16 protein-coding genes and 1 pseudogene are annotated in these 21,252 nt (G+C 51.5%); 3 read left to right on the top strand and 14 right to left on the bottom strand.

From position 1 onward, the window contains the following. Nucleotides 1–41: 41 nt before the first annotated feature. The 4 genes from ACVV26_RS05065 to ACVV26_RS05050 form a co-directional block, all read right to left on the bottom strand. Entirely contained in the window at nucleotides 42–701 is a 660-nt protein-coding gene (locus ACVV26_RS05065; RefSeq protein WP_474800291.1) for a hypothetical protein, read from the bottom strand. Nucleotides 702–710: 9 nt separating this feature from the next. Continuing rightward, a complete protein-coding gene (locus ACVV26_RS05060; RefSeq protein WP_313715064.1) occupies nucleotides 711–1,037 on the bottom strand; it encodes an STAS-like domain-containing protein in 327 nt (108 codons plus the stop codon). A gap of 4 nt (nucleotides 1,038–1,041) precedes the next feature. Then, nucleotides 1,042–1,953 carry a hypothetical protein gene (locus tag ACVV26_RS05055; RefSeq protein ID WP_395909318.1) on the bottom strand — a complete coding sequence of 304 codons (912 nt, stop codon included), beginning with the start codon at nucleotides 1,951–1,953 and terminating at the stop codon, nucleotides 1,042–1,044. A 364-nt stretch (nucleotides 1,954–2,317) separates the two neighbouring features. Then, nucleotides 2,318–2,563: a S24/S26 family peptidase gene (locus ACVV26_RS05050; protein ID WP_474800289.1), complete on the bottom strand. Its 246-nt coding sequence runs from the start codon at nucleotides 2,561–2,563 to the stop codon at nucleotides 2,318–2,320. Nucleotides 2,564–2,590: 27 nt separating this feature from the next. Here ACVV26_RS05050 and ACVV26_RS05045 point away from each other — a divergent pair. Together ACVV26_RS05045 and ACVV26_RS05040 are read left to right on the top strand one after the other, a co-directional pair. Further along, a pseudogene (locus ACVV26_RS05045) lies at nucleotides 2,591–3,628 on the top strand (DNA primase family protein); the annotation flags it as partial. A 280-nt stretch (nucleotides 3,629–3,908) separates the two neighbouring features. Next, the gene (locus ACVV26_RS05040; RefSeq protein WP_474800287.1) at nucleotides 3,909–5,714 is read left to right on the top strand and encodes a hypothetical protein; all 1,806 of its coding nucleotides are present in this window, start codon (nucleotides 3,909–3,911) and stop codon (nucleotides 5,712–5,714) included. Nucleotides 5,715–5,934: 220 nt separating this feature from the next. On the opposite strand, the gene ACVV26_RS05035 is transcribed toward ACVV26_RS05040, so the two are convergent. After that, nucleotides 5,935–6,942 carry a LacI family DNA-binding transcriptional regulator gene (locus tag ACVV26_RS05035; protein WP_474800285.1) on the bottom strand — a complete coding sequence of 336 codons (1,008 nt, stop codon included), beginning with the start codon at nucleotides 6,940–6,942 and terminating at the stop codon, nucleotides 5,935–5,937. Nucleotides 6,943–6,998: 56 nt separating this feature from the next. After that, on the bottom strand, nucleotides 6,999–8,588 hold the full coding sequence (locus ACVV26_RS05030; protein ID WP_474800283.1) for an FGGY-family carbohydrate kinase: 1,590 nt from the start codon (nucleotides 8,586–8,588) through the stop codon (nucleotides 6,999–7,001). A gap of 218 nt (nucleotides 8,589–8,806) precedes the next feature. On the opposite strand from ACVV26_RS05030, the gene ACVV26_RS05025 reads away from it, so the two are divergent. Further along, nucleotides 8,807–9,334 (top strand): anti-virulence regulator CigR family protein, encoded by a 528-nt coding sequence (locus tag ACVV26_RS05025; protein ID WP_474800281.1) that lies wholly within the window; start codon nucleotides 8,807–8,809, stop codon nucleotides 9,332–9,334. 41 nt (nucleotides 9,335–9,375) lie between these two features. Here the strand turns inward: ACVV26_RS05025 and ACVV26_RS05020 are convergent, their stop codons facing one another. The 8 genes from ACVV26_RS05020 to ACVV26_RS04985 form a co-directional block, all read right to left on the bottom strand. Then, nucleotides 9,376–10,401: a fimbrial protein gene (locus ACVV26_RS05020; RefSeq protein WP_474800279.1), complete on the bottom strand. Its 1,026-nt coding sequence runs from the start codon at nucleotides 10,399–10,401 to the stop codon at nucleotides 9,376–9,378. 13 nt (nucleotides 10,402–10,414) lie between these two features. Next, nucleotides 10,415–12,880, bottom strand: a complete 2,466-nt coding sequence (locus ACVV26_RS05015; RefSeq protein WP_474800277.1) for a fimbria/pilus outer membrane usher protein — start codon at nucleotides 12,878–12,880, stop codon at nucleotides 10,415–10,417. 14 nt (nucleotides 12,881–12,894) lie between these two features. Further along, a complete protein-coding gene (locus tag ACVV26_RS05010; RefSeq protein WP_474800275.1) occupies nucleotides 12,895–13,566 on the bottom strand; it encodes a fimbrial biogenesis chaperone in 672 nt (223 codons plus the stop codon). Between the two features lie 48 nt (nucleotides 13,567–13,614). Then, nucleotides 13,615–14,136 carry a fimbrial protein gene (locus ACVV26_RS05005; protein ID WP_474800273.1) on the bottom strand — a complete coding sequence of 174 codons (522 nt, stop codon included), beginning with the start codon at nucleotides 14,134–14,136 and terminating at the stop codon, nucleotides 13,615–13,617. A gap of 121 nt (nucleotides 14,137–14,257) precedes the next feature. After that, nucleotides 14,258–14,770, bottom strand: coding sequence for a helix-turn-helix domain-containing protein (locus ACVV26_RS05000; RefSeq protein WP_474800271.1), 513 nt, complete (start codon nucleotides 14,768–14,770; stop codon nucleotides 14,258–14,260). Between the two features lie 477 nt (nucleotides 14,771–15,247). After that, on the bottom strand, nucleotides 15,248–18,448 hold the full coding sequence (locus tag ACVV26_RS04995; RefSeq protein WP_474800269.1) for an ATP-binding protein: 3,201 nt from the start codon (nucleotides 18,446–18,448) through the stop codon (nucleotides 15,248–15,250). 3 nt (nucleotides 18,449–18,451) lie between these two features. Continuing rightward, entirely contained in the window at nucleotides 18,452–19,069 is a 618-nt protein-coding gene (gene evgA / locus ACVV26_RS04990) for an acid-sensing system DNA-binding response regulator EvgA (protein WP_474800267.1), read from the bottom strand. 161 nt (nucleotides 19,070–19,230) lie between these two features. Beyond that, nucleotides 19,231–21,195, bottom strand: a complete 1,965-nt coding sequence (locus ACVV26_RS04985) for a PhoX family protein (protein WP_474801735.1) — start codon at nucleotides 21,193–21,195, stop codon at nucleotides 19,231–19,233. Nucleotides 21,196–21,252 lie beyond the last annotated feature (57 nt).

Here is a 21,252-nt window from a genome sequence, read left to right as displayed (position 1 = left end):
AACGGCAGCACCAGTATAAGAAAAAAAGGCCCTTAAGGGCCTTATTTTAGTTCAGTATGCCATTTATCCATTTCGGAGTATTTCCGGGCAATCATCTCCCTTAATGTTTCTTGTTTTGCGGGAGGATGGTAAAACTGGAAGGTTTCATGGAGTTCTTGGATGACCTGCATACAGGCACTAACAATTTCCTGAGACCTGATGGTACGTACACCGGAGTCCAGTTGATATGCAGTTTCACAGTCCAGAGTCGTTTTTTCCATTACCGTTGAAAGCAAATTATCAGGTATGGACAGCCCTCTAAGAGCCAGTACCTCAGAAAGCTTCGAGATCTGTTGCGCCTTAGCTAATACGGTGAATAGATAGCTTGAGGACTGATTTGCTTTCGCCACCCTTTCTTTAGCTTGTTGTTCAGGTTCGACAGTAGTATCTAAAGGAGAAGACTTCACAAGCCAGAAATCTATGGAAAGATCCGATATTTCAATAACTAACTTCGATACTGAATCAATAATAGACTTAGACTCCGAACGAGTAGCAAGCCTTATTGAATTTTTATACGCAACTCGCCACCCGATCAGAGCGATGCAAAGACCTATAAGGGTTATGCACCATGAATACTGTCCAATTTGAGCAATGAGCGATACGGGTTTTTCAACATACTGTCCAATTTGAACAGAAATTATCTCTGGTGATGCAAGAATCAACTATTACCCTTAGACTCGTTCCGGTTGAGCCATATCGATAAATTTTTCTATCTGCTCTTTATAAAAGGGAACATCACTCTTGATTACGAGCCGTGCTTTTATGTTGGCTTTAGGTAAACCTTCTTTTCGGATCAATCCTCCGAATGCCTCTTCAAGGAAAGAGGAACCTACACCCAAAGCTATACCGCGGAAGTCGACTACGACTTCCTTTTCTTCACCTTTCAGAGCCGGAACCAGAAAATCCCTGCGGAAACGTTCAGCGCTGTTGGGGCTATCAGTTGTATAGCGTCCGAATGGTGTTCTGGAGAACTCCTTCGCAATGACGATGTTTCTCATAATATCATCTCCTGGGAACCAGCGACCACTGTAGTAAAGTTCCTGGTATGTATTCAGTAAGTCTCTCACACCGAGGACTGCTGTCATTAGAATTATAGTTGTACTGAGCACGTCCAGTCAGGATTAGTAGCGTCTCATCGTCTACACACCCAACGCCTATCGGGCGTTTGATATCTTCCGAACCGTTGCCCCGACCTGCACCAACAAACCGAGACTCTCCAACCAGCATAGCTCTTTCTACAGAAGATACTTCGTTTTGAGTGCTAAGACCATCATCATCAGGCATGAAACTCTTAAAAATCCCCAAGCCTAGGTCACATACAATAAAAACGACCAGATTCTCATCTGGATTGAACCATGCGCATTGCCACCAACGTTTACCTTTTAATAAACGCAAATCATCCTTGAAGGCGTCGTCTTCATAGGCGTGATGTGAAACATTAAGTAGCGCCTCGCTGATCGCTGTGAGTAATAAGTCCAGTTGCTCTTCATTTAAGACAGCCCTTCTTTGCAGCATTGTGACAGTTTCAACGATATGCTCAAACGGTTCGACAGCGGACTGAAAAAAGCGTTCCTCATGAGTTAGCGCTTGGAGCTTTTCTTCAGTTCCAGCAAGTAAGGCTCGTGAGAGACCTGTACTTACGATCCAACGATGCCCTTCAGGATTCTTCTCCTTTTTTGGCCACTTGAAACGTATAAGATTTGGGTCACCTGTAAGCAACTGAGCTCGATTAACTACAGCAAAAAAAAGTAACGACGCCGCGGCAGATGCAAATCTTACCTTAGATAAATCGATCTCAAGTTTGCGCCCATGCTTTACTCCCAACGTCTCGATAAAGTTAAGAAACTGGAGAGTGCCAGGCCGATATTCGTCAGAGTAAATGCAAATTTCAGGAGGGGGAGCAAGTACTGTCATCCGTTACTTCCATGAAAATAGGGAGCCAAGATTTTACACATGTTTCTAAGTATTAGACAGGAACAAGACCTTATAGGGACAACAATATACACTTGAAATGCACGTTACCATTTTGAAATAACCAAAACCCCTAAAATTCAACCAATTAAAATGAATCAGGACACGGGTTCAACTCCCGCCAGCTCCACCAAATAAACATGGACAGTGGCAGGACAGTAGCTTTAAAAACAGCAAGTTAGCCACTTAACCCGGACGGTGACCTGACACCAAAGGGACAAAAAAGGATACGCAAAGGAGCCGCAGCTCCTTAGTGATACGAAAGCCCGCTAATGCGGGCTTTTTTGTGCCTGCCGAAAGCCGCGCCTTAAATCACAGGTAGGTCGTCAAATTCCTGACTCCGGGCGTCGTTAACGATGTATGCCACCACGCCAAAAATCTGATCATCATCATCCGCCAGCTTCGCTTTTTCGAATGTGTCCAGATGCTCCAGGTGTGGGGATGGGTATAACCGCATCCGGCGAATTTCATAATCCCCTGCCAGAGCGCAGACCACTATTGATCCATCAAGCGCGGGCAGCGAACTGTCTACAACCAGTAGCGCATCTTTCATGATTCCTGCGCGCCAGTGCATCTGGCCAGCCCTCACCGCCGTGAGCACTGGCTGCGCACCGTCAACAGTGTGGACTACACCGCGCCACGTCCTGATGAAAATCTCGCAGACCATGCCCCTGCTTTCTGGCGTTGGTTAACGCGGGCTGCCGGACATAATCACGACAAGCAGGAACGCATTCTCGCGGCGTTATTTATGGTGCTGGCAAACCGCTATGACTGGCAGATGTTTCTCGAAGTCACCGGCCCCGGCGGCAGCGGTAAAAGCGTCATGGCCTCGATAGCCACTCTGCTGGTTGGAAAAGACAATACTACCTCAGCCACCATCGACACGCTGGAATCCTCCCGCGAGCGCGCCAGCGTAGTGGGCTTCTCGCTAATTATTCTTCCTGACCAGGAGAAATGGAGCGGCGACGGCGCGGGCATCAAGGCGATCACCGGCGGCGATGCCGTTGCAATCGACCCGAAATACCGTGACGCCTATTCAACGCACATCCCGGCGGTGATCCTGGCGGTGAATAACAATCCTATGCGTTTCAGCGATCGCAGCGGCGGCGTGTCACGTCGCCGGGTAATCCTGACGTTCCCGGAAGTGATACCGGCAAAAGAGCGTGACCCGCAGTTGCTGGACAAAATCAGCACCGAGCTGGCCGTGATTGTTCGTCATCTGATGCAGCGCTTCGCGTCACCCGATGAAGCGCGCGAGCTGTTGCAGGCGCAGCAATCATCCGGCGAAGCGCTGGAAATAAAGAGACAGGCGGATCCGCTGGTCGATTTCTGCGGCTACCTGATGCCGCTGAGCACGCCGAACGGACTGTTTATCGGTAACGCCAACATTCGCCCGATTAACCCTAAGCGCTATCTCTATCATGCGTATCTATCATTTATGGAATCGCGTGGACATCAGCACCCGCTCAGCCTGACAGCTTTCGGTCAGGCTGTACCACAGACGCTGAAAGAGTACGAGCGCGTGCTGCTCAAGCGCCGCACGAATAACGGCATTCAAACTAACCTGACCTTACACGAGGACAGCGAGGCAGATTGGCTGCCAGCATGTAGCGCCTGATAGTTCCGTTCCTTCTAAACCGGCTCAGGCCGGTTTTTTATTATTTTTACAAAGTGATCACCCCTAGTGCACACTCATGTAGAAGTCCCCATGAACCCTTCACCATATAAGCCATTGAATTGATTGCTTAAATATGACGAGCGAACACTTTGAACACTTTATACAAAATCATTTTTTTAAGTTGGCTCATTCACAAAAATCGACATTGATCACTGTTTGAACAACTAGCTATTTATAGGTTACATTAAAAAACATTAATGTATTAATAGGGAGTATTCTTATGGACTATGTTGATAAGCTACATATCAAACCGTTTCTTTCAATACTTTTAGGGATGAGTCCTGAAGCAACAAGCGCAGCAGAAACCCATGAAAAAATTTCAAGTATAATTCGCACAGAGGGCCGAAAAGAGCAGGTTGTTAATATGCATCCTGTTAGACAGGATTCATCTGGCGAAGCTCTTATTTTCTATACCCATTACGAGGTTCTAAAAAATCCGAGTTGGTTTTCAGGAAATATACTAACTGACATTGAAAACCATATTTTCATTACCTTTAACTTAAATAATACATTCGCATTTTACGTGTCTGAGAAAGGGTTAAAGGATGAAATAAGAACATATTTCTTTACGCCATTAATCCCTAACATTAAAGTAATTAACATTAGTCAACTAAACTATCTATTCATTAATGAAGATAACATTAAAATGTTATGGCTATTAGGCACACACGGAAGAGAAAGTTTTAAAGCTGACTCAAAAGTTTTAGGTGGGGAGAGTGTGGCTGATACTTTAAACCCTCTTGAAGATCAATCATTTGTAATGTCTGCAGTTCGTACATCCTTAGATGGAACAGAAAAAACAATTGGTCTAAATCCATATAAGTCATCTTTATGGAGAGGACCATGCAAGGATTGGAAAACGTTTGAAAATAGGGTCATCGAAATAATTGACACAATTGATAAAAATAAAAATGAAGTTGAGAATCCAATAAGCATATTAGCTACACCCATTGCAGAAATGAAGGGAGTAAGTAATGTTTATGACCTATCTTTTCTCGATCCTGAGTTTAATAAAAATGATCTAAGCGAGAGCAAAGTCGATCGACTTCATACAATTAAAAACAAATATACCTTTAAGATATTTGACACCTTAAACTCGCCTGACATAAGTTTAGAAATATCCAAAAACCTTATAAGCATTGGAGAAATAAAGATATCACCTAAGATATTGGACTACTCAGTCGAATTTGATGTAATTGAAAAGATACCAAAGAAAGGGAAAAAAACCGAGCTTGATTACTTTGCAAATACATTTAAATACCCTGAGTTGATTAAATGCCGGTATGAGTCAGGGCATGCGATAATTAACAGCAGAGTATTCAAGACAGAATATCGCGATGTTATCTATAATAATTTCATATGGGCAAACTTTGATAATTTTGATATTTCAAAAGAAAAGCCAGAATTAAATGGCAAAGCAGCATTAAACAAAATCGGCACTCAAAAGTCTCTTTTTTGCTGGATGAAACATCATTGGTGTGGTCTCTGGGATTCACATGAAAACTTCATGACAACGGATAAGCCCTCGGGGTGGTTATTTTGCGATGATGGCGCTGGTGAGAAAGCTGATTTCATTCATATAGATGAGCATAAGGATAAAGTTTATATTTCTTTAATTCATATTAAAGCTGCGAACTCAAATAGCTGTGATAGAAGAATATCAGTTGGTGCTCATGATATAGTTTTGAATCAAGCAATCAAAAACCTTAGATATATCAGTAGAAAAAATTTGATAACTGATCTTAGAGAACGAGCAGAAAATGCCGTCACTAAATATTGTTGGAATAATAATGTAATTAGCGATCATGGATCATTTATAACTGCGATTGAAGCGCTGGAAAAAAATAGCAAAATTAAATTTAGAGTGATAATTGTACAACCTCACACTATGAAAAGTTATTATGATAAGAATGTTCAATCAAACATACGAAAACAGCTTGACGTCTTGTTAGTTAGCGCCGAGTCGGCTATCAGGGCATCAGGCGCAGAATTTTATATAATTGGTCACGACGATGGTAAGAATTAAATATGATACATTTTATATCTCATTTAAGTATGAACAATGATAATTGGTACACGTTTAGGTACGCGAATAAAAGTTGAATTGAATAAAAACCAATTTTTACATGAGGTTGCGCAGTCTATTCAGACTCCGCCAGCACCAAATTTGGTTCTAAAGCAACACTGAAAAGCCCGTAAGTTATAATGACTTACGGGCTTTTTCATATTCTGCCTATCCTCATTATTCACCCCTGCAATCGCCCCCTGAACACCAGTTCCGCTTTCTCTGTCCCCCCTTGATCCACCGTCTCTCCTTCCAGCGCCGACATCATCAACTGGCAGGCCTTTGCCGCGAGTTTTTTCTCATCCTGACGCATCGACCAGAGATTATTCGCCAGAAACCCCAGCATGATGTTGTCATCGAAGGTGCCGATATTGATATCGCCGGGAATAAAGCCGCAGCGTTCACGCAGTACGCTGAGCGCGCCTTGCAGTATCGGTAGCGATGACGCGATAAAATTCTGCGGCCAGCGGCCATGACAGTCGATGTACTGCGCCATAAGATCTGCGCCATCGCTGATACGATTGTGCGCTGCGCAGGTCATATCCGAGGGAGAAACCGTCATCCCCAGCTCCTTCGTGGCGCGCTTAAACCCGCTAAGACGGTCGATAATCGTCGGGGATGTCGGGTCGGCAATAAAAAAATGCAGCGGTTCGCGGAGGTATTTCAGCATGGCTTTTGTCAGTTGATATCCGCTGTCGCTGTTATCTGTGGTGACGCACACCGCATGCTGAACACCAAAATCCCGGTCGAGAAAAACCAACGGTTTTTTACAGTGCTTCAGGTGATGCGCCTGGCAGGCGGCATCCGCAGAAACCACAAAAATGCCATCGACGTTACGTTCTTCAAGCGACTTCACCAGTTGATTTTCATAGTGCGGCTCGCCATTGGTGCAACTAATCATCACTTGATAGCCTGACTCACGGCACGCGGCTTCCAGCTGTTCTGCCAGCGCGGAGAAAAAAGGGTTGGAAAGACGTGGGATGACCAGGCCAAAGACCTCGGTTTTATTAAGCTTCAGGCTACGGGCGGTCAGGTTAATGGTGTAGCTGTGCTTCTGCACATACTCGTTGATCTTGCCCTGAGTTTTCAGGCTGATGCGATACTTTTTGGCATTCCCGTTCAATACAGCGCGCACCGTGGTAATGGAAACGTTTAAATCCCTCGCGATTTCCTCAACTGTTTTTGCCATGAGTGTGCCTTCCTTACACGATGAAAAAAGCCGCCCGCTGGCGGCATAGGCAAATGTCAGGTACGCGGTGTCGCCATCAGTGCGTGGTAACGCTGCTGATCCTGATACATCTGCAAATAGACCTGATATTTCGCATCGTGGAACGCCCATTTCTCCGGGTTTGGCGCAATGGTGCGATCGCGCTTAACCATACTGCGCGCAGCGGCGCTGAGATCGGAGAACGCCCCGCAGGCCACTGCGCCAGTCAGCGCAGCACCCAACGTCACGGCGTCTTCCTCCGCGACCAGGTGGATAGCGCGCCCGGTGGCGTCGGCGTATTCACGCAGCCACAGCGGGTTTTTACTGGCTCCGCCGCACAGCGTAATGGTGTCGATTTTCTGTCCGTGAGCTTCCAGAGTATCGATAATATGGCGCGTGCCGTAGGCGATGGCCTGCAAAGTAGCGAGGTAAAGCCGGGTAAGCTGTTGCGGGCCGCTTTCCAGCGTCAGGCCAGCCACCATGCCTTTTGCCTGCGCATCGGCACGGGGCGAACGGTTGCCGTGGTGATCGCCGAGCACGTGTAAATCCCGGGTGGGAGTGGCTTCTTCCGCTTCGAGAGATTCTACGCGCTGATTAAGCAGCGCATAGGGGCTACAGCTTGACGCGGCGGCTTCATCCGTTAGCCCGCGCCAGTGTTCGCTCTGCTGGAGCGTCCATTCCACCAGCGCGCCCGCCGCGCTTTGTCCGCCTTCGTTAAGCCACCAGTTTGGGTACATCGCGCCAAAATAAGGGCCCCATACGCCGGGAATAAATTTCGGTTGCGGGCTGATAATCATATGGCAGTTAGAGGTACCGCTAATCAGCGCAAGGTTTTGCTGCGGGTTCTCCGCCACCAGTGCCAGCCCGCCTGCGTGGGCGTCGATCATGCCGCTGGAGACGACCACCCGCTCCGTCAGGCCGAGTTGCTGTACGGCTTCAGGCTGCAAGGTTCCGAGCGCCTCGCCAATATTGGCAATACGGACAGGAATTTTCGCCGTTACGTCATCCAGCGCTACGGCATCCAGCAGGGTCTGGCTAAAGCGTGATTCATGCGCGAGGTAATTCCATTTACAGGTGAGCGTGCAAATACTTGCCGCATCGACGCCGCTGGCGCGCCAGGCGAGGTAGTCGGCCAGATCGAAGAAGCGCCACACGCTGCGATAGCGCTCAGGAAAATGGTTTTTCAGCCACAGGATCTTCGGCAGTTCCATTTCAATGCTGACGCTACCGCCTACATACTCAAGCGCCGGATCCTGCGTGGCGTTAATACGCTGAGTTTCTTCTCCTGCCCGGTGATCCATCCACATGATGATGTCGCGCTGGCTTTCGCCGCCCTGCGCCACGGATACCGGTTCGCCGTGCAGCCCTACCGCCACCAGCGAACACGTGGCGTCAAAACCGATAGAGGCGATGCGTGCCGGGTCGACTTTCGCGAGGTTCACGGCTTCACGCACCACCACGCACACCTGTTGCCAGATATCCGTTGAGGACTGTTCCACGTAGTTAACGGCAGGATGAAACTGCTGAACAGGACGAACGGCAAAAGCCAGGCGTTCGCCTTGCGGCGTATAAATACCCGCCCTGACGCTTGCCGATCCCACATCCACACCGATAAATAGCTGGTCCATTTTATGCCCTCTTTAGGTTGCTGCTTCGAGAAAGCATGATGTTCAAGCCGTTGGTTAAAAACAACGCAAGGATGCGTAATTTGTGATCTCTCTTTGAAAATGCCCTTTTACCGGTATGGGTGAGCACAGGGACGTGTAAATCCAGGAATTGATGAAATTGCCTTTTAACCGCAGCGGGAATAATTTCAAAAGGCACCCGCACTTAGAAGGAACACATCATGTCCAGTCATCGTCGTTTACGTCTCGCTTTAGCGACTTTTATTTCCTTCTCACTGCTCGCCGCGCCAGTGATGGCGAATCCGGGCAACGGGAATGGAGGCGGTAATGGCAATAGCGGCAATCATGGCAACAGCGGCGGTAATCACGGGAATAAAGGCAACAGCGATAACCGTGGCAACAGCCAAAAGATGAACGGTAATCCCTCCCAGAAAGGCGCGCCGGATAAACGTAAAAACTACGGAAAGCCCGATCACGTTGAAGCCGATATCAGCTTTAACACGGCCCGTCAGTTGGCGGTGAATTACGGTCTGATCGGCTATGACTCGCTGCCTCCCGGCATCGCGAAGAATTTAGCCCGCGGCAAACCGCTGCCTCCGGGCATTGCCAAAAAAGCTGTACCGCTCTCGATGCGCGACAGCCTGCCGTATTACCCCGGCTATGAATGGCGGATTGTCGGCGATGACCTGGTGCTGATCGCGCTGAGCACCGCCGTAGTGACCGCAATCATCAACGGCGTATTTGATTAACAAACAACAAGCCCCGCATTACGTGGGGCTTTCACTGGCAATCAGTCATAGGTCAGGGTAAAGGTCGCCGTAGCGTTTGCCGTTCCACCCGTGACTTTCGGCCCGGTCTGGTAATAGCGCGCCTTCAAAGGAATGGTATAGCTTCCGTTAATGCTGGCGGTGCCGGTGGCAATCGGCGCGGCAAGCTGTAACGGCGCGTTGTTATACAGTACCTGCACGCCGACGCCTTTGGCGCTGCCTTCACCAGAACTACTGAGGTTCAACACACCGTTGGTGGCGTCGTTAACGTTGCCGTCAACCTGCATCTCGACTTTAGTGCCAGCAAAGCAGGTCAGCGGCAGGTTAAAAGTTTGCGTGCGGATGTCGCCCGGCCAGGTGCCCTGCCCGTGGAACGCATTACCCGGCACATCGCCCATTGGTACTGAAATAATCGGTTTGTCCACCGTACAGCCCAGCGTGGTGATGTTAAACGCGCTGGAGGTGACCACGATCGGCGGCTCTTGCCACAGCAGGCTGTTGTTGAGTAATACCAGCGCCCCGGCCTGTTTAGCCGCCACCGTGCCTGACCCCGTCACCGTGGCCGTTTTATAGTAAGTAATAAAGACCTGGCCTTTGATCGGTTGCACGGCAAACATGCCTTGCTGATTGGCGCACAGCGATACCGTATCAACCCGGTTACGAATGGTCCCGCTACCTGACACCCAGGCCGTCACATTGCATTGCGACGAGGCGGTGCCGCCAATGGCGTAACCAACCCCTTCGATATTGGTTTTATAGACGCGCCGCCCGTCGATCATCATCACGTATTCGCCATAAGACTCCACGCCCAGGTTCTGATTCGAAATAACGCCGCTCGGCGTGTTATAGCAGTTAAAAGCATTAATCACGCCCGTCGAGACCTGGGTGCCAATCACCGCTCCCACCGGTAAACTTCTCGGGATAGTGATCGACGGTGCGGGCGCAGGAGCCGTTGCCGAGGTAGACAGGTTGTCACAATCCCAGGCGCTGGCCACTGACGAAAAAAAGCACAGCGGCCACAGCAGCACGCTCCATAAAAATAAACGCATAACTCCCTCCAAATCAGCGGCACTGTGCCGTTACCGTGGCCTGGCCATCGGATGGATTGTTAATCTGGTACGCCGCCTGGCAGCTACCGTTTTCCCAGCGCACGGCGATGGTGCCCTTTTCCGGCACGCCGGAGAGCCAGACCCGCTGGCGGTCATCGACGATGCTTTCCGTGGTAACGCTGCCGTTCTTCACGCTGGCCGTCGCCCCAAAGGGAATGTTCGCGCCCTGGAGATGGAACATGGCTTTGTAGCCAGTAACTGTCGGATATGCCGCCAGCGCCAGCGCGCCCTTGGTCGGCACCACCGTGCTGGTGTCATTTAAAATGTCGGTCTGGCTATTCAGCGACGCGCTATCCAGTGTCAGGTTATTGCGACGGTACGGCGTAACGCTGGGGATCACCGCAAAGCCTTTGCTGTCGGTGTAAATCCCGGTGTTGTTGGTGACTTTCACTTTGCTGGCGTCATCCGCTTTGACCAGCGCCAGGGTTTCGCCCAGCGGCTGGGACAGCGACACGCCATACGGGTGAACCACCACGCCGCCCATCGCACCAAGGGTGGTCTGGTGCTGATGGCGCGAAGTGTTGTAGCCCAGCTGGTATTCGCCAAATGAGGCTTTGTAATCCGCCGACGCGCTGCCGGAGACCTTACCGCCACGGCTGTCATACCCCTGCTGGACGTTCCAGCTCAGGTTATTGTCCGCCAGCGCCACGCCGGAAAGGCCCGCGCTGGTCGCCACATCACCTTTCTTATTGCTGCTGGCCGACATATTCAGCCAGCTGTTCGGCAGGAAGCGCGACAGCGGCACCTGAACGTTGAACGACACCACGTGATCGCCATTGCCATACCACGGCTGACGTGAATAGCTGTAATTCAGCCCGTAATTAATCGCGTTGATACTGGTGTTGTAGCCAAAATTCACCGTCTGCTCTTTATCGCCGCCCCAGTACGCCTGCTGATAAAGCGAGAGGTTGATATTCCCCCAGTCGCCGATCTGCTGGTTAATATCGATCTGGGCCTTGCTGCGTTTATTTTGCCGGTGCTGCCAGTGCTGCTCGCCATTCGCTTCGGCGAAATCATGAAAGCCCTCGGTCGAATAGCGATAGCCCATCAAGGTAAAGTGGGTGCCGCTCCATGCGATATCTTTGGAATATTGCGCCCGCAGGGAAACACCGTCGTCTTTATTGCCACCCGGCAGTTGGCTGTGCGCCCAGGTGGCGTCAAAGGACAACGATCCCCAGTCGCCGAAGCTTTTGCCAATACCCAGCGCGCCGGAAAAATAGTCTTCCGAGGCGATCGCGCCGCCGTACAGGGTGGTGGTCCACGGCAAACCGTAGCTGCCGGTCAGCTGTAAAAAGTTGGGCTCTTTTTCGCTATCAGACGATGCGCGGTATTTGCCCGCCGTCATCGCGTATTTAAACTGCCCCTCGCGCAACATGATCGGCACCGCTGAAAACGCCTGGGTAAACTGGCGCACCGTGCCATCTGCTTCGCGTATCGAGACCTGCAAATCGCCGCTGCTGGAGGTCGGGTAGAGATCGTCAATGGCAAACGGCCCCGGCGGCACATACGACTGCCAGATAATATTGCCGTTCTGGCGGATAGTGACCTGCGCATTGCTTTGCGCGATGCCGCGTATAACCGGCGCGAATCCGCGCTGGCTTTCGGGCAGCATGGCGTCATCGGAATAGAGTTGAACCCCGCGAAAGCCGAAGCTGTCGAATACGTCCGATGAGGTGTAGCTGTCGCCAATGGCGAACTGGCTGCGAAGTGCTTTAATATCCCGCTGTAACGAGGTACTGATGCTGTTCCACTGGGTCCCCCGATCGCCGTCATTCCAGGTGGAATAATTACGCAACCGCCACGCTCCGAGGTTAATGCCGCTGCGCAAGTTAGCGTACTGGCTGTGGGTACTGCCGTTTTCATTACTGCCCGTCGCGCCTGAATAGCTGTAGCTCAAAAAAAGCATATTGAGGCCGTCATCCCATTCAGATGCGGGGACCGTGCCCTGCGGGTTACGCTGCATATACTGCTGCGGGATAGAAATCTCCAGCCGCTGTGCGTCAAAGTCGAGGCGGGCAACGCTGCCCGGCAGCAGCGATGAAATCGCGTCGATTTGCTCATCGTCCTGCATCGCCATGAATTCCGGCAGCGCATTCGCCTCTACGCCCCAGCGCAGGAGATCCGCTTTGGTTAAAACCGGGCTCAGCGCGTCATCCACCAGCTCAAAGCGCACCTCCCGCTCGTCAACCTGCTGGCTATTGAGCATCACGGTGACCTGCCAACGGCCTGGCGACTGGCCGCCCGTCTGGCTGAACCGCGAAATATCAATATCGCGCGCCATATTGCCGCGCATCTCAATCAGATCCGATGAGAAATAATCCCCGGCATGTGCCGCAGAAGCCTGAAGCGCGCCAAAAATAACAACGCTTAATACGCGTAATGGATAACCGGTTTGACGAATAGAAAGTAAATGCGACACGTTTTATATTTAACCTATAGTTGTACTTTTACTGGCGCGGTAATCCCCCCGAAGTCATTGATTGCCTGCCAGTCAATCTGCTGTCCCGGAGAAACATTATTTGGCAACGTCACTTCCTGTTGCGGTAACACCATGGGCGCTCTGGATATCGCCTTGCCGTTTATTTTTACCTCATGCAATGAGACGCTAAACGGCGTGGGGTTTTTCACCACCAGTTTCCCTGCGCGTTGGCTAAATTGCAGTTGCTGGTACGCCGTTGTCGGGTCGCCTTTAATTCCGGCGGGCCGGTAAATCAGTTTCATTTTACTTTTCACGGCGATCATTAATTCATTCTTCGCATCCGGTGTTGACGCAGGAATCGATTTAATATTTAACCAGTACACCGTCTCTTTATCCGTGGCGGGCGGCTTACCGCTTAATACCACCCGCACCGAATTTTGTTTCTGAGGATCGAGACGGAATAACGGCGGTGTGGTAATAAACGTATCGTCGTTATCATCCGTATTTTCGTTTTTATTGACCCATGCCTGGATCAGATAAGGTCTGTTGTCCGGGTTATTTACGCTGATAGCAGCCTGGTTTTTGTTACCATCGTAAATAAGGCGGGTCCCGCCAATTTCCACGCCGCTCATTGCGCTGGTGGAAAATAGTGCTGCCGTCAGCAGCGTTGCTTTTACGCCTTTCATCAATATTGCCTTTTAATAAGCAGGGCGAGTGACCGCCCTGCATAATCATTACTGATAAGTAATGGTGAATGCCGTGGATGAGTTAGCAGAGCCCGCGCCAACGGAAGCCGAGGTCGACATATATTTCGCGACATAGCTCAGGGTATTGGTCCCTTCCGATGCCAGCGCCACGCTTGCAGAAGAGGTGCCGACCGGGATCAGCGTCGCGCTGTCTTTTTCGTACAGGGCGATACCCACGTGGCTGGCGGTTTGCCCGCTGCTCAGCGCCAGGATCGCGCTGTTTTCAGCATGGGTGGTGCCGTCAAAGCGCACGCTGGCGCTGGTGACAGACTCCGGGCAGCTCTGAAGCACAATATTAAAGGTTTTGGCGCCTGCCGTGACGCCTGAGGTGGTGCCAAACGCCGTATTAGAAATCGTCCCCATCGGGACGGTCTGGGTCGCGGAGTTCACATCAACAGTACAGGCCTGGTCGGTAATCGTACCGGTAAAGTTAATGGTGCCGTCGGCGGCCTGTGCGCCAGACACAACAGAGCACGCGACCAGCGCAGAAATAAGAGCGATCTTTTTCATTTTAAAATCCAGTTAAGAGTGAATTGCAGTAAACATAATATATAGCACGCAGATAACACGTATTAAAAAAGGTCATTCTGCGATGCTTGTTCTCCTTTAAATAAAGGAGTGGATTGTGCGTCTATAAAACCTGTTGTGAACAGGCGTTTTCCAGCCGCGCAATATTTCGGTACAGCGAAATACGATTGCCGACGCGGAGTTTCAACACCATATTCCGGCGATGGGCGTAAAACGTTTTAAGCTTTAATCCCATCACCGAGGCGATTTCATCTGCGCTGTACCCTTTGTGCATATAATCCAGGATTTGGTATTCCCGTTGCGAAAGCGCAAATTTAATTTGGTAGTGATACCTCATGTCGTTAGCGACCAGAAAAGAGAGGATCTCATTGGCCTTACGCTTTCTGTTAATAAATAAAACGTTTCCTACGGATTGCAGTGCATAATAATCAATATCATTTGAGATAAACGCGACCAGTTGTTTGCCGCCGGTGTCGAGTTTTTTTACTTTTGCGGCGAGTACCGTATCCATATCGACAAGAATAAAATTATCGTCAATAAGCTCTGGCGAAAGTAAAGTACAAATACCCACTTTGAAAAAGTGGTCATTTGAAATGATAGAATGTGACAGCCGCATAGAAATCCCTGTTAGTTTTATCCCCTTTCGAAAACTCAATGTTCAACATCTGCATTCTCTATTTAAAATTTACCTTATATTCCCCAGGGAGATCACCCGCAAAAAATTCGTGATTCCCGGATTGAGATCAAAACGATCGTTTAATTCAAGCAAAGCAACAAATTCAGAGGGATAATCTGAATATCGCAGTTAAAAATAAATCAATCAGAATAAAAATCTGGAATAATAAGTTTCAGGGTGTATTTTATTATCGATTTTTCTTTCTCATTTCTCCGCTTCGATAGCTTAAACTTGTTAATTTGTTAAAAATGGAATTTTCTTAGGAAATATTCCAGGACGCGTTTTGGATTACATTCCCCCGCGACGTGAGATGAATTATACAGACCGAGGTATTTAGCAACATCGGCGCTTGCTTATTGTTATGCGGGCCAATCCCTACAGGTGTAAGCCGTTTCTTAAGGGACAGCAATAGCTGGATTAATCATTATCGCTATTTATATACTGCGCCTCGTTATCCAGCTCATCCAGCAACGCGTCCATATGCAGCAGGTCCGCTACCATCCCGTGGCTATTTTTATTATCTACCAGGTCCTGTTCCAGCCGTGCGGCCAGATCGTGTAGCCGGACTGCGCCCAATAGCTGCGCGGTGCCGTTAAGCCGATGAAGATGATGCCGCACTGCGACCCAGTCGCCCTGCACAGCCGCCGCTTTCGCCGCCAACAGATCGCGGCGATTTTCCCGCTGCGCGTCTTCCAGCGCGTTTAACATCAATGCTTTATTGTTCATGGTCAGCCGCGACAGTTTTTCCACGTCGAGAACCGGCTTTTCCGGCAATGCCAGGGTTGAAAGCATGGCGTGCAGTTGCGATAAGTTCAGCGGCTTGAACAAGCAGGCATTCATGCCTGCCGCCAGGCAACGCTGCTGCTCCTCCTCCTGCGCCGACGCCGTCAGCCCCCATATCACCAGGTTGTGCCCGGCGGCGCGTAACGCCTGGGCGAGCGCGATGCCATCCATTTCAGGCATATTGATGTCGGTGATCAGCAGGTCGTACTGGCGCTGCCGGAGCGCCTTCAGCGCCTGGAGGCCGTCGCTGGCTTCATCGGCCCGCTGCCCAAGCGCGTGTAATTGTTCCTTTAGCAGCAAGCGGTTAGTGGAATGATCGTCGGCAATCAATATCGCCAGATGTGGCGACAGGGCATCCGGCTGCGTGGGCGTCTCCGTTGCGCGTTGCCCCCGGCTGCGCTGGCTGGCGGCCGTTAAGGCCAGGGTGAACGTCGCGCCCTGCCCCGGCTCGCTTTGCAGCGCCAGCGTGCCGCCCATTTGCGCCAGCAGCTCTTTGCTGATTGCCAGCCCCAGGCCGGAACCGGTCTGGGCGCGGCCCGCGTCGGTCTGGCTGAACGGCGTAAACAAGCGGCTCTGCTGCTCAGCGGAAATACCCGGCCCGGTATCGCTCACGTCGATAATCAGTTCGACCTGTTTATCATCCACCCGCTGCGTCTGGGCCGTGACGGTCACACTGCCCTGGGCGGTAAATTTGACGGCGTTGCCAACAAGATTGGTCAGCGCCTGGCGCAGCGGCTGCGGGTCCAGCCACAGCCGGACATTTTCCAGCGAGCTATTTACCCGCAGTTGCAGCGATTTTTGTGCCGCTAATCCGCTGAACAGTTGCACGACCTCCGCCAGCAGCGCGTTGATATCCACCCAGCGGGGCGTAAGTTCAACTTTGCCGGATTCGATTTTCTCCAGGTCCAGCACGTTGCCAATCAACATCATCAGTGACTGCGCCGCCTGCCATGCCCGGTCAACGGCGGTTTTATCATGTTCGGCGCGGATCTCCCTGGAGCGGTGCAGTAGCTCAAGAAAACCCATGATGGCGCTCACCGGGGTGCGGATTTCATGGCTCATGCGAGCCAGAAAAACGCGCTTCTCTTTATTGGCCCGCAGGGCGTTATCTTTTTCTTGCTCCATCTGGTACTGCGCCCGCTTTCTTTTGCGGATTTCCGACAGCAGATACAGCCCCCAGATCAGGCTGCTGAGCACCAGCAGCCCCGCCAGTACTGCAACCAGATAAAACGGTTTGTTATACAACTCCCAGGTGTCGATGGTGACGTCCGGTAAGCGCACCCATTTACCGACAATTTGCAGGATCTCTTTTTGCGGAATGTTATCCAGTGCTTTATCAAGAATTTGCCGCAGCTCGGGTTCCGAACGCGGCATGGCAAAGCCAATCGCCGACGGCGGTTCGTCGGGCAACGGCGTAAAGGCCAGTTGGTCGGGATAATAGTGCTCGCTGAAGTAGCGCGCGGTTAACTGGTTAGAAATCGCCGCGTCCACGTCGCCATTCGCCACCAGATTCAGCGCCACGCTGGCGTTATCCACCTGCCGCCAGGCAATGCCCGGATATTTACTGTTCAGTACCGGGATCAGATTGTGCAGCGAGGCGATGGCGACGGTCATTCCCGGCCGTAGTGCATTTGCCTGCGGCTGACCGTTTTTCATCACGATGACGTTGGGTGTGGTAATAAAAGGATGGGTATAGGACAAATTATTGATGCGGTTTACATCCCAGGTCGCGGTCTGCATTAAATGCCAGTTGCCTTTGCCCATCGCTTCCAGCATTTCATCGTTAGATTTCGCGACGATGGTTTCAAATTTCAGACCGGTTTGCAGGCTGATTAAATTCAGGATGTCGCCGATAATTCCACGGGTTTCCAGATTGCTGTCCAACAGGGTATAGGGCGCGAAATAAGGGTTCACGATAATGCGCAGCGTTTTATGTTGGTTGAGCCACTGTCTTTCGCGGTTGGTTAAGTCCAGCTTATCCAGTGCAAAGGTCAGGTTGCCTTTTTCTATCCACGACTGGGTTATTTGATTATGGAGATGTTCGTCAATAGATCCGAGAAAGCTATTAACGATTTGCCGTAACAGCTCCTGCGACGGGGCAATCAGGAAATGGCTTCTTTTCTGCTCGTCGCCCCAGTATTTAACCGTGGTCAGCGCCAGGGCAAATTCCTGTGAAATAATCGCGCTGCCCGGCAAACTGTCGCCGATAAAATAGTTATCCTTCCCTTCCGCCACCGAGGAGAGCGCCGCATGGTAGCTGGCATAATGATGAATTTGCGCATTGGGAAATGACTGTTTAATCCATGCCGGGGGCGGATAATCGCCCACCGTGGCGACGGTGACGAGCTTCTCACTGCGCAGGGGCTCCATCACGTTAGAAAGCGTCGTCACCAGCGCGGGCCAGGAGGCGATCACCGGCGCGGAAAGCGCCACGTCCGCAGGCGGTTCGGGCTGATACTGTAAGCCGGTAAGCAGCAAATCGACATTATTCTGCTTCAGAGCGGCCACCGCCTGGGCTTCATTCTGGTAACGCCAGACGTCGAGATTAATATTCAGCGAGCGCTGCATCAGCGCCAGATAATCGGCATTCATTCCCCGATAGCGGCCCGACACGGTATTCAACACCAGCGGCGGAATATCCGGCGGGAAGATGGCCACCCGTAAGGTTTTTTTCTGCCGCAGCCAGCGATTTTGTTCATCGGTGAGATAAAGCTGAACGGGTTGTAATGGATTAAAGCCAGAGAGATCGAGTTTTTCCGCGCCAGGCGTTTGCGCCCGCGCCGGGGTAAATAGCGCTGATAACAGAACGAACAGAATAATCAGCAGGCTTTTCATGGGTCAGATCAGCTTATTCTGGCTGGCAAAAGCCAGTAACTCGATAAGCGTTTTGCATCCCAGCTTTTCCATCAACCGGCTTTTATAGGTGCTGACAGTTTTGCCGCTAATATGCATCTGCTCGCCGATTTTATTGTTGTCGAAGCCCTCCAGCATATAGCGCATTACTTTCATTTCCTGGGTGGAGAGTAATTCGAGTTTCTCCCGATCCCCCGACGGCACACCGGTAAAATCATCCAGCACGATAGGGAAATAACTATAGCCATTTTGCGCTGCCCGGATCGCCGCCATAATGGTGGTCATTTCTTCTTTCTTGCTAATAAAGGCGTGGGCTCCCGCCTCTGCGCTGCGTCGGCTGTAATAGCGGTCGTTTTTCGCCGACACCACAATCACAATGCCCCGATACTGGTCTTTACGTAATTTCTCGATCAGTTCGATGCCGTTAACGCCGGGAATATCGACATCAATAATGATGATTTCCGCAGGCGCGTGTCGCAACGCTTTTAACGCCACAGCACCATCTTCGAATTCGTGGGTAACGGTGAGGTGATGTGCCTCCAGCACGCCGCGGATCGCCATACGCGCCAGAGGATGATCGTCGATAATAATGGCAGTGGTCACTGGCGACGTCCTCCTCTAAGCAGGAAACGCTAAGCGCGGGCAGACTTTTACTGAGCATAGCCCAAACCCTAACGCAGACGACAGCACATTCACGCGATCAATAGCAAAAAGAGGGGGTTACAGCGCAAAAGAAAACGGCCTCCCAAAGGAGGCCGGAGAGGTTAACTGCCGATAATTCCGCCGTCGGCTTTAACAATTACCACGGTAGATGAGCGTGGGCGGCTATTTTTATCGCCGTCAGGCCAGGTGGACACGGCGGTCGGGTTCGCCGGGTCGCTGATATCATCGCCAGGCTCGCCGGGGTGCTGGATATTGATAAACAGCGTGCGGTTATCTGGCGTAAAGGCGATGCCGGTGATCTCGCAGCCGCGCGGCCCGGTGAGGAAGCGGCGATACTCATTGGTGCCAGGCACGGTGGCGAGCATCTGGTTGTTACCCATTCCCTCGTAGGCTTTTTTGTTGATAGTACTGGATGAGACGTCGGTCTGGATCCACAGCACGCCGCGATGGTCGAACGACAGGCCGTCCGGGCTACCAAATTCCGCCCCTTTCATTGAGCCTTTCGCCTTTTCGTCGGCGCTGTCCGGCTTGCCGCCCATCACCAGGATATCCCATTTGAACGCGGTAGAGGCCGGGTCGCTGTTCTCTTCGGTCCAGTGCATGATATGCCCGTAGACGTTACTGGCGCGCGGGTTGGCGGCATCTACTGGCGCTTTGCCCTCTTTGCCGCGATCGCTGTTGTTGGTCAGGGTACAGTAAACGCTGCCGGCAGCGTGTGGATCCACCGCAATCCACTCCGGGCGGTCCATTTTGGTGGCACCTACCACATCGGCGGCGAGACGCGTTTTGATCAGCAGTTCGCCCTGGCTGGCGAAGCCGTTGCTCTCATCCAGCCCGCCCTGGCCATACACCAGCGGCAACCAGCTTCCGCTGCCGTCTTCGTTGAATTTCGCCACGTACAGCGTGCCTTCAGAGAGCAAATTCATGGCGGCATCGCGCTGGCTGGCGTCGTATTTATTGGCGGAGACGAATTTATAGATGTACTCGAATTTCTGGTCATCGCCCATATAGGCGACCACGCGCTTGTCGGCCGCCAGCGTAATGGCCGCGCCTTCGTGTTTGAAGCGGCCCAGCGCGGTGTGTTTACGCGGGGTGGATTGCGGATGATAGGGATCGATTTCCACAACCCAGCCGAAACGGTTGGGTTCATTTGGCGTGGCGTCGACGCTAAAGCGCGGATCGGCCTCGTTCCAGCGGTAGGATTCATCGCTGTCGCTAATACCGTAGCGTTTTTCCAGCGCGTTCGGCGCGGCTTTCTTGACGAAAATATCCGACCAGTTTTCTTCACAGGTCAGATAGGTGCCCCACGGCGTATGGCCGTTGGCGCAGTTCTGCATCGTGCCGAGTACCGTTTCCCCCTGCGGATCGGCGTCGGTTTTCATCAGCGCATGATTTTTCGCCGGGCCGGTGAGTTTCATCGGCGTATTAACGGTGATGCGGCGCGCAAATTCCGACGGGCGGACCACGGTCCAGTTGTCGCCCTCTTTTTTCACTTCAATGATCGAAATCCCCATCGCGTTCTGTCCTTTGCGGACTTTATCGAGGTTCCAGTTAGCCACGCCGTCTTTAAACAACAGCCCGTTGTCGATGTATTCATGGTTCATCGCCAGCAGCCCGTGGTGCGGATCGTTATCGCCCAGCGGCAGGCTAAACCAGGCCATACCGTCGTGATGCATGCCCGCCTGCGCGGCCTGTTCATCGGTGGTGTTACTGCCATCGGTTTTAAATTCCGGCAGGTTACCTTTTAAGCCCACCGCATCGCCCCAGCGATAGAATGGACGCGCCACGTAGCCTTCCGGTACACGCACGGTATCATCCGTAGAAACCGCAATGCTGGTGAAACCCAGTGCGGACGGGCGAGCCATCGCGGTTTCCACCGCCCAGGCCGCTGGCGACTTCATCAGCGCGGGAAAAGACACCGCCGCACCGGCCACGACGCCCATTTGTAAAAAACGGCGGCGGCTTAAAAACGCACTGGCGACATCGGAAAATACGGGGTTGGCGCTGCGGTTACTGATATCGTCGCTGTGTTCCTGTTTAAACAGCGGCTTAAGAGGTCTGCTCATCATGGCTTCCTGTCGGTATTGTTATCAGAAGTGAGCAGTGTAAGAAGGTTTTATTAC

This window comes from Atlantibacter sp. MEI4A-1023 (assembly GCF_056155425.1).
Note: the sequence above shows the minus strand (reverse complement) of the source record. Positions and strands in the feature narration are given on the sequence as shown.

What these genes read in the sequence shown, in the direction of transcription:
- ACVV26_RS05020 (WP_474800279.1), bottom strand. Translation starts at nt 10,401, where the DNA reads ATGCGTTTATTTTTATGGAGCGTGCTGCTGTGGCCGCTGTGCTTTTTT.
- ACVV26_RS05010 (WP_474800275.1), bottom strand. Translation starts at nt 13,566, where the DNA reads ATGAAAGGCGTAAAAGCAACGCTGCTGACGGCAGCACTATTTTCCACC.
- ACVV26_RS05030 (WP_474800283.1), bottom strand. Translation starts at nt 8,588, where the DNA reads ATGGACCAGCTATTTATCGGTGTGGATGTGGGATCGGCAAGCGTCAGG.
- ACVV26_RS05025 (WP_474800281.1), top strand. Translation starts at nt 8,807, where the DNA reads ATGTCCAGTCATCGTCGTTTACGTCTCGCTTTAGCGACTTTTATTTCC.
- ACVV26_RS04985 (WP_474801735.1), bottom strand. Translation starts at nt 21,195, where the DNA reads ATGAGCAGACCTCTTAAGCCGCTGTTTAAACAGGAACACAGCGACGAT.
- ACVV26_RS05055 (WP_395909318.1), bottom strand. Translation starts at nt 1,953, where the DNA reads ATGACAGTACTTGCTCCCCCTCCTGAAATTTGCATTTACTCTGACGAA.
- ACVV26_RS05035 (WP_474800285.1), bottom strand. Translation starts at nt 6,942, where the DNA reads ATGGCAAAAACAGTTGAGGAAATCGCGAGGGATTTAAACGTTTCCATT.
- ACVV26_RS05005 (WP_474800273.1), bottom strand. Translation starts at nt 14,136, where the DNA reads ATGAAAAAGATCGCTCTTATTTCTGCGCTGGTCGCGTGCTCTGTTGTG.
- ACVV26_RS05050 (WP_474800289.1), bottom strand. Translation starts at nt 2,563, where the DNA reads ATGAAAGATGCGCTACTGGTTGTAGACAGTTCGCTGCCCGCGCTTGAT.
- ACVV26_RS05060 (WP_313715064.1), bottom strand. Translation starts at nt 1,037, where the DNA reads ATGAGAAACATCGTCATTGCGAAGGAGTTCTCCAGAACACCATTCGGA.
- ACVV26_RS05000 (WP_474800271.1), bottom strand. Translation starts at nt 14,770, where the DNA reads ATGCGGCTGTCACATTCTATCATTTCAAATGACCACTTTTTCAAAGTG.
- ACVV26_RS04995 (WP_474800269.1), bottom strand. Translation starts at nt 18,448, where the DNA reads ATGAAAAGCCTGCTGATTATTCTGTTCGTTCTGTTATCAGCGCTATTT.
- ACVV26_RS05040 (WP_474800287.1), top strand. Translation starts at nt 3,909, where the DNA reads ATGGACTATGTTGATAAGCTACATATCAAACCGTTTCTTTCAATACTT.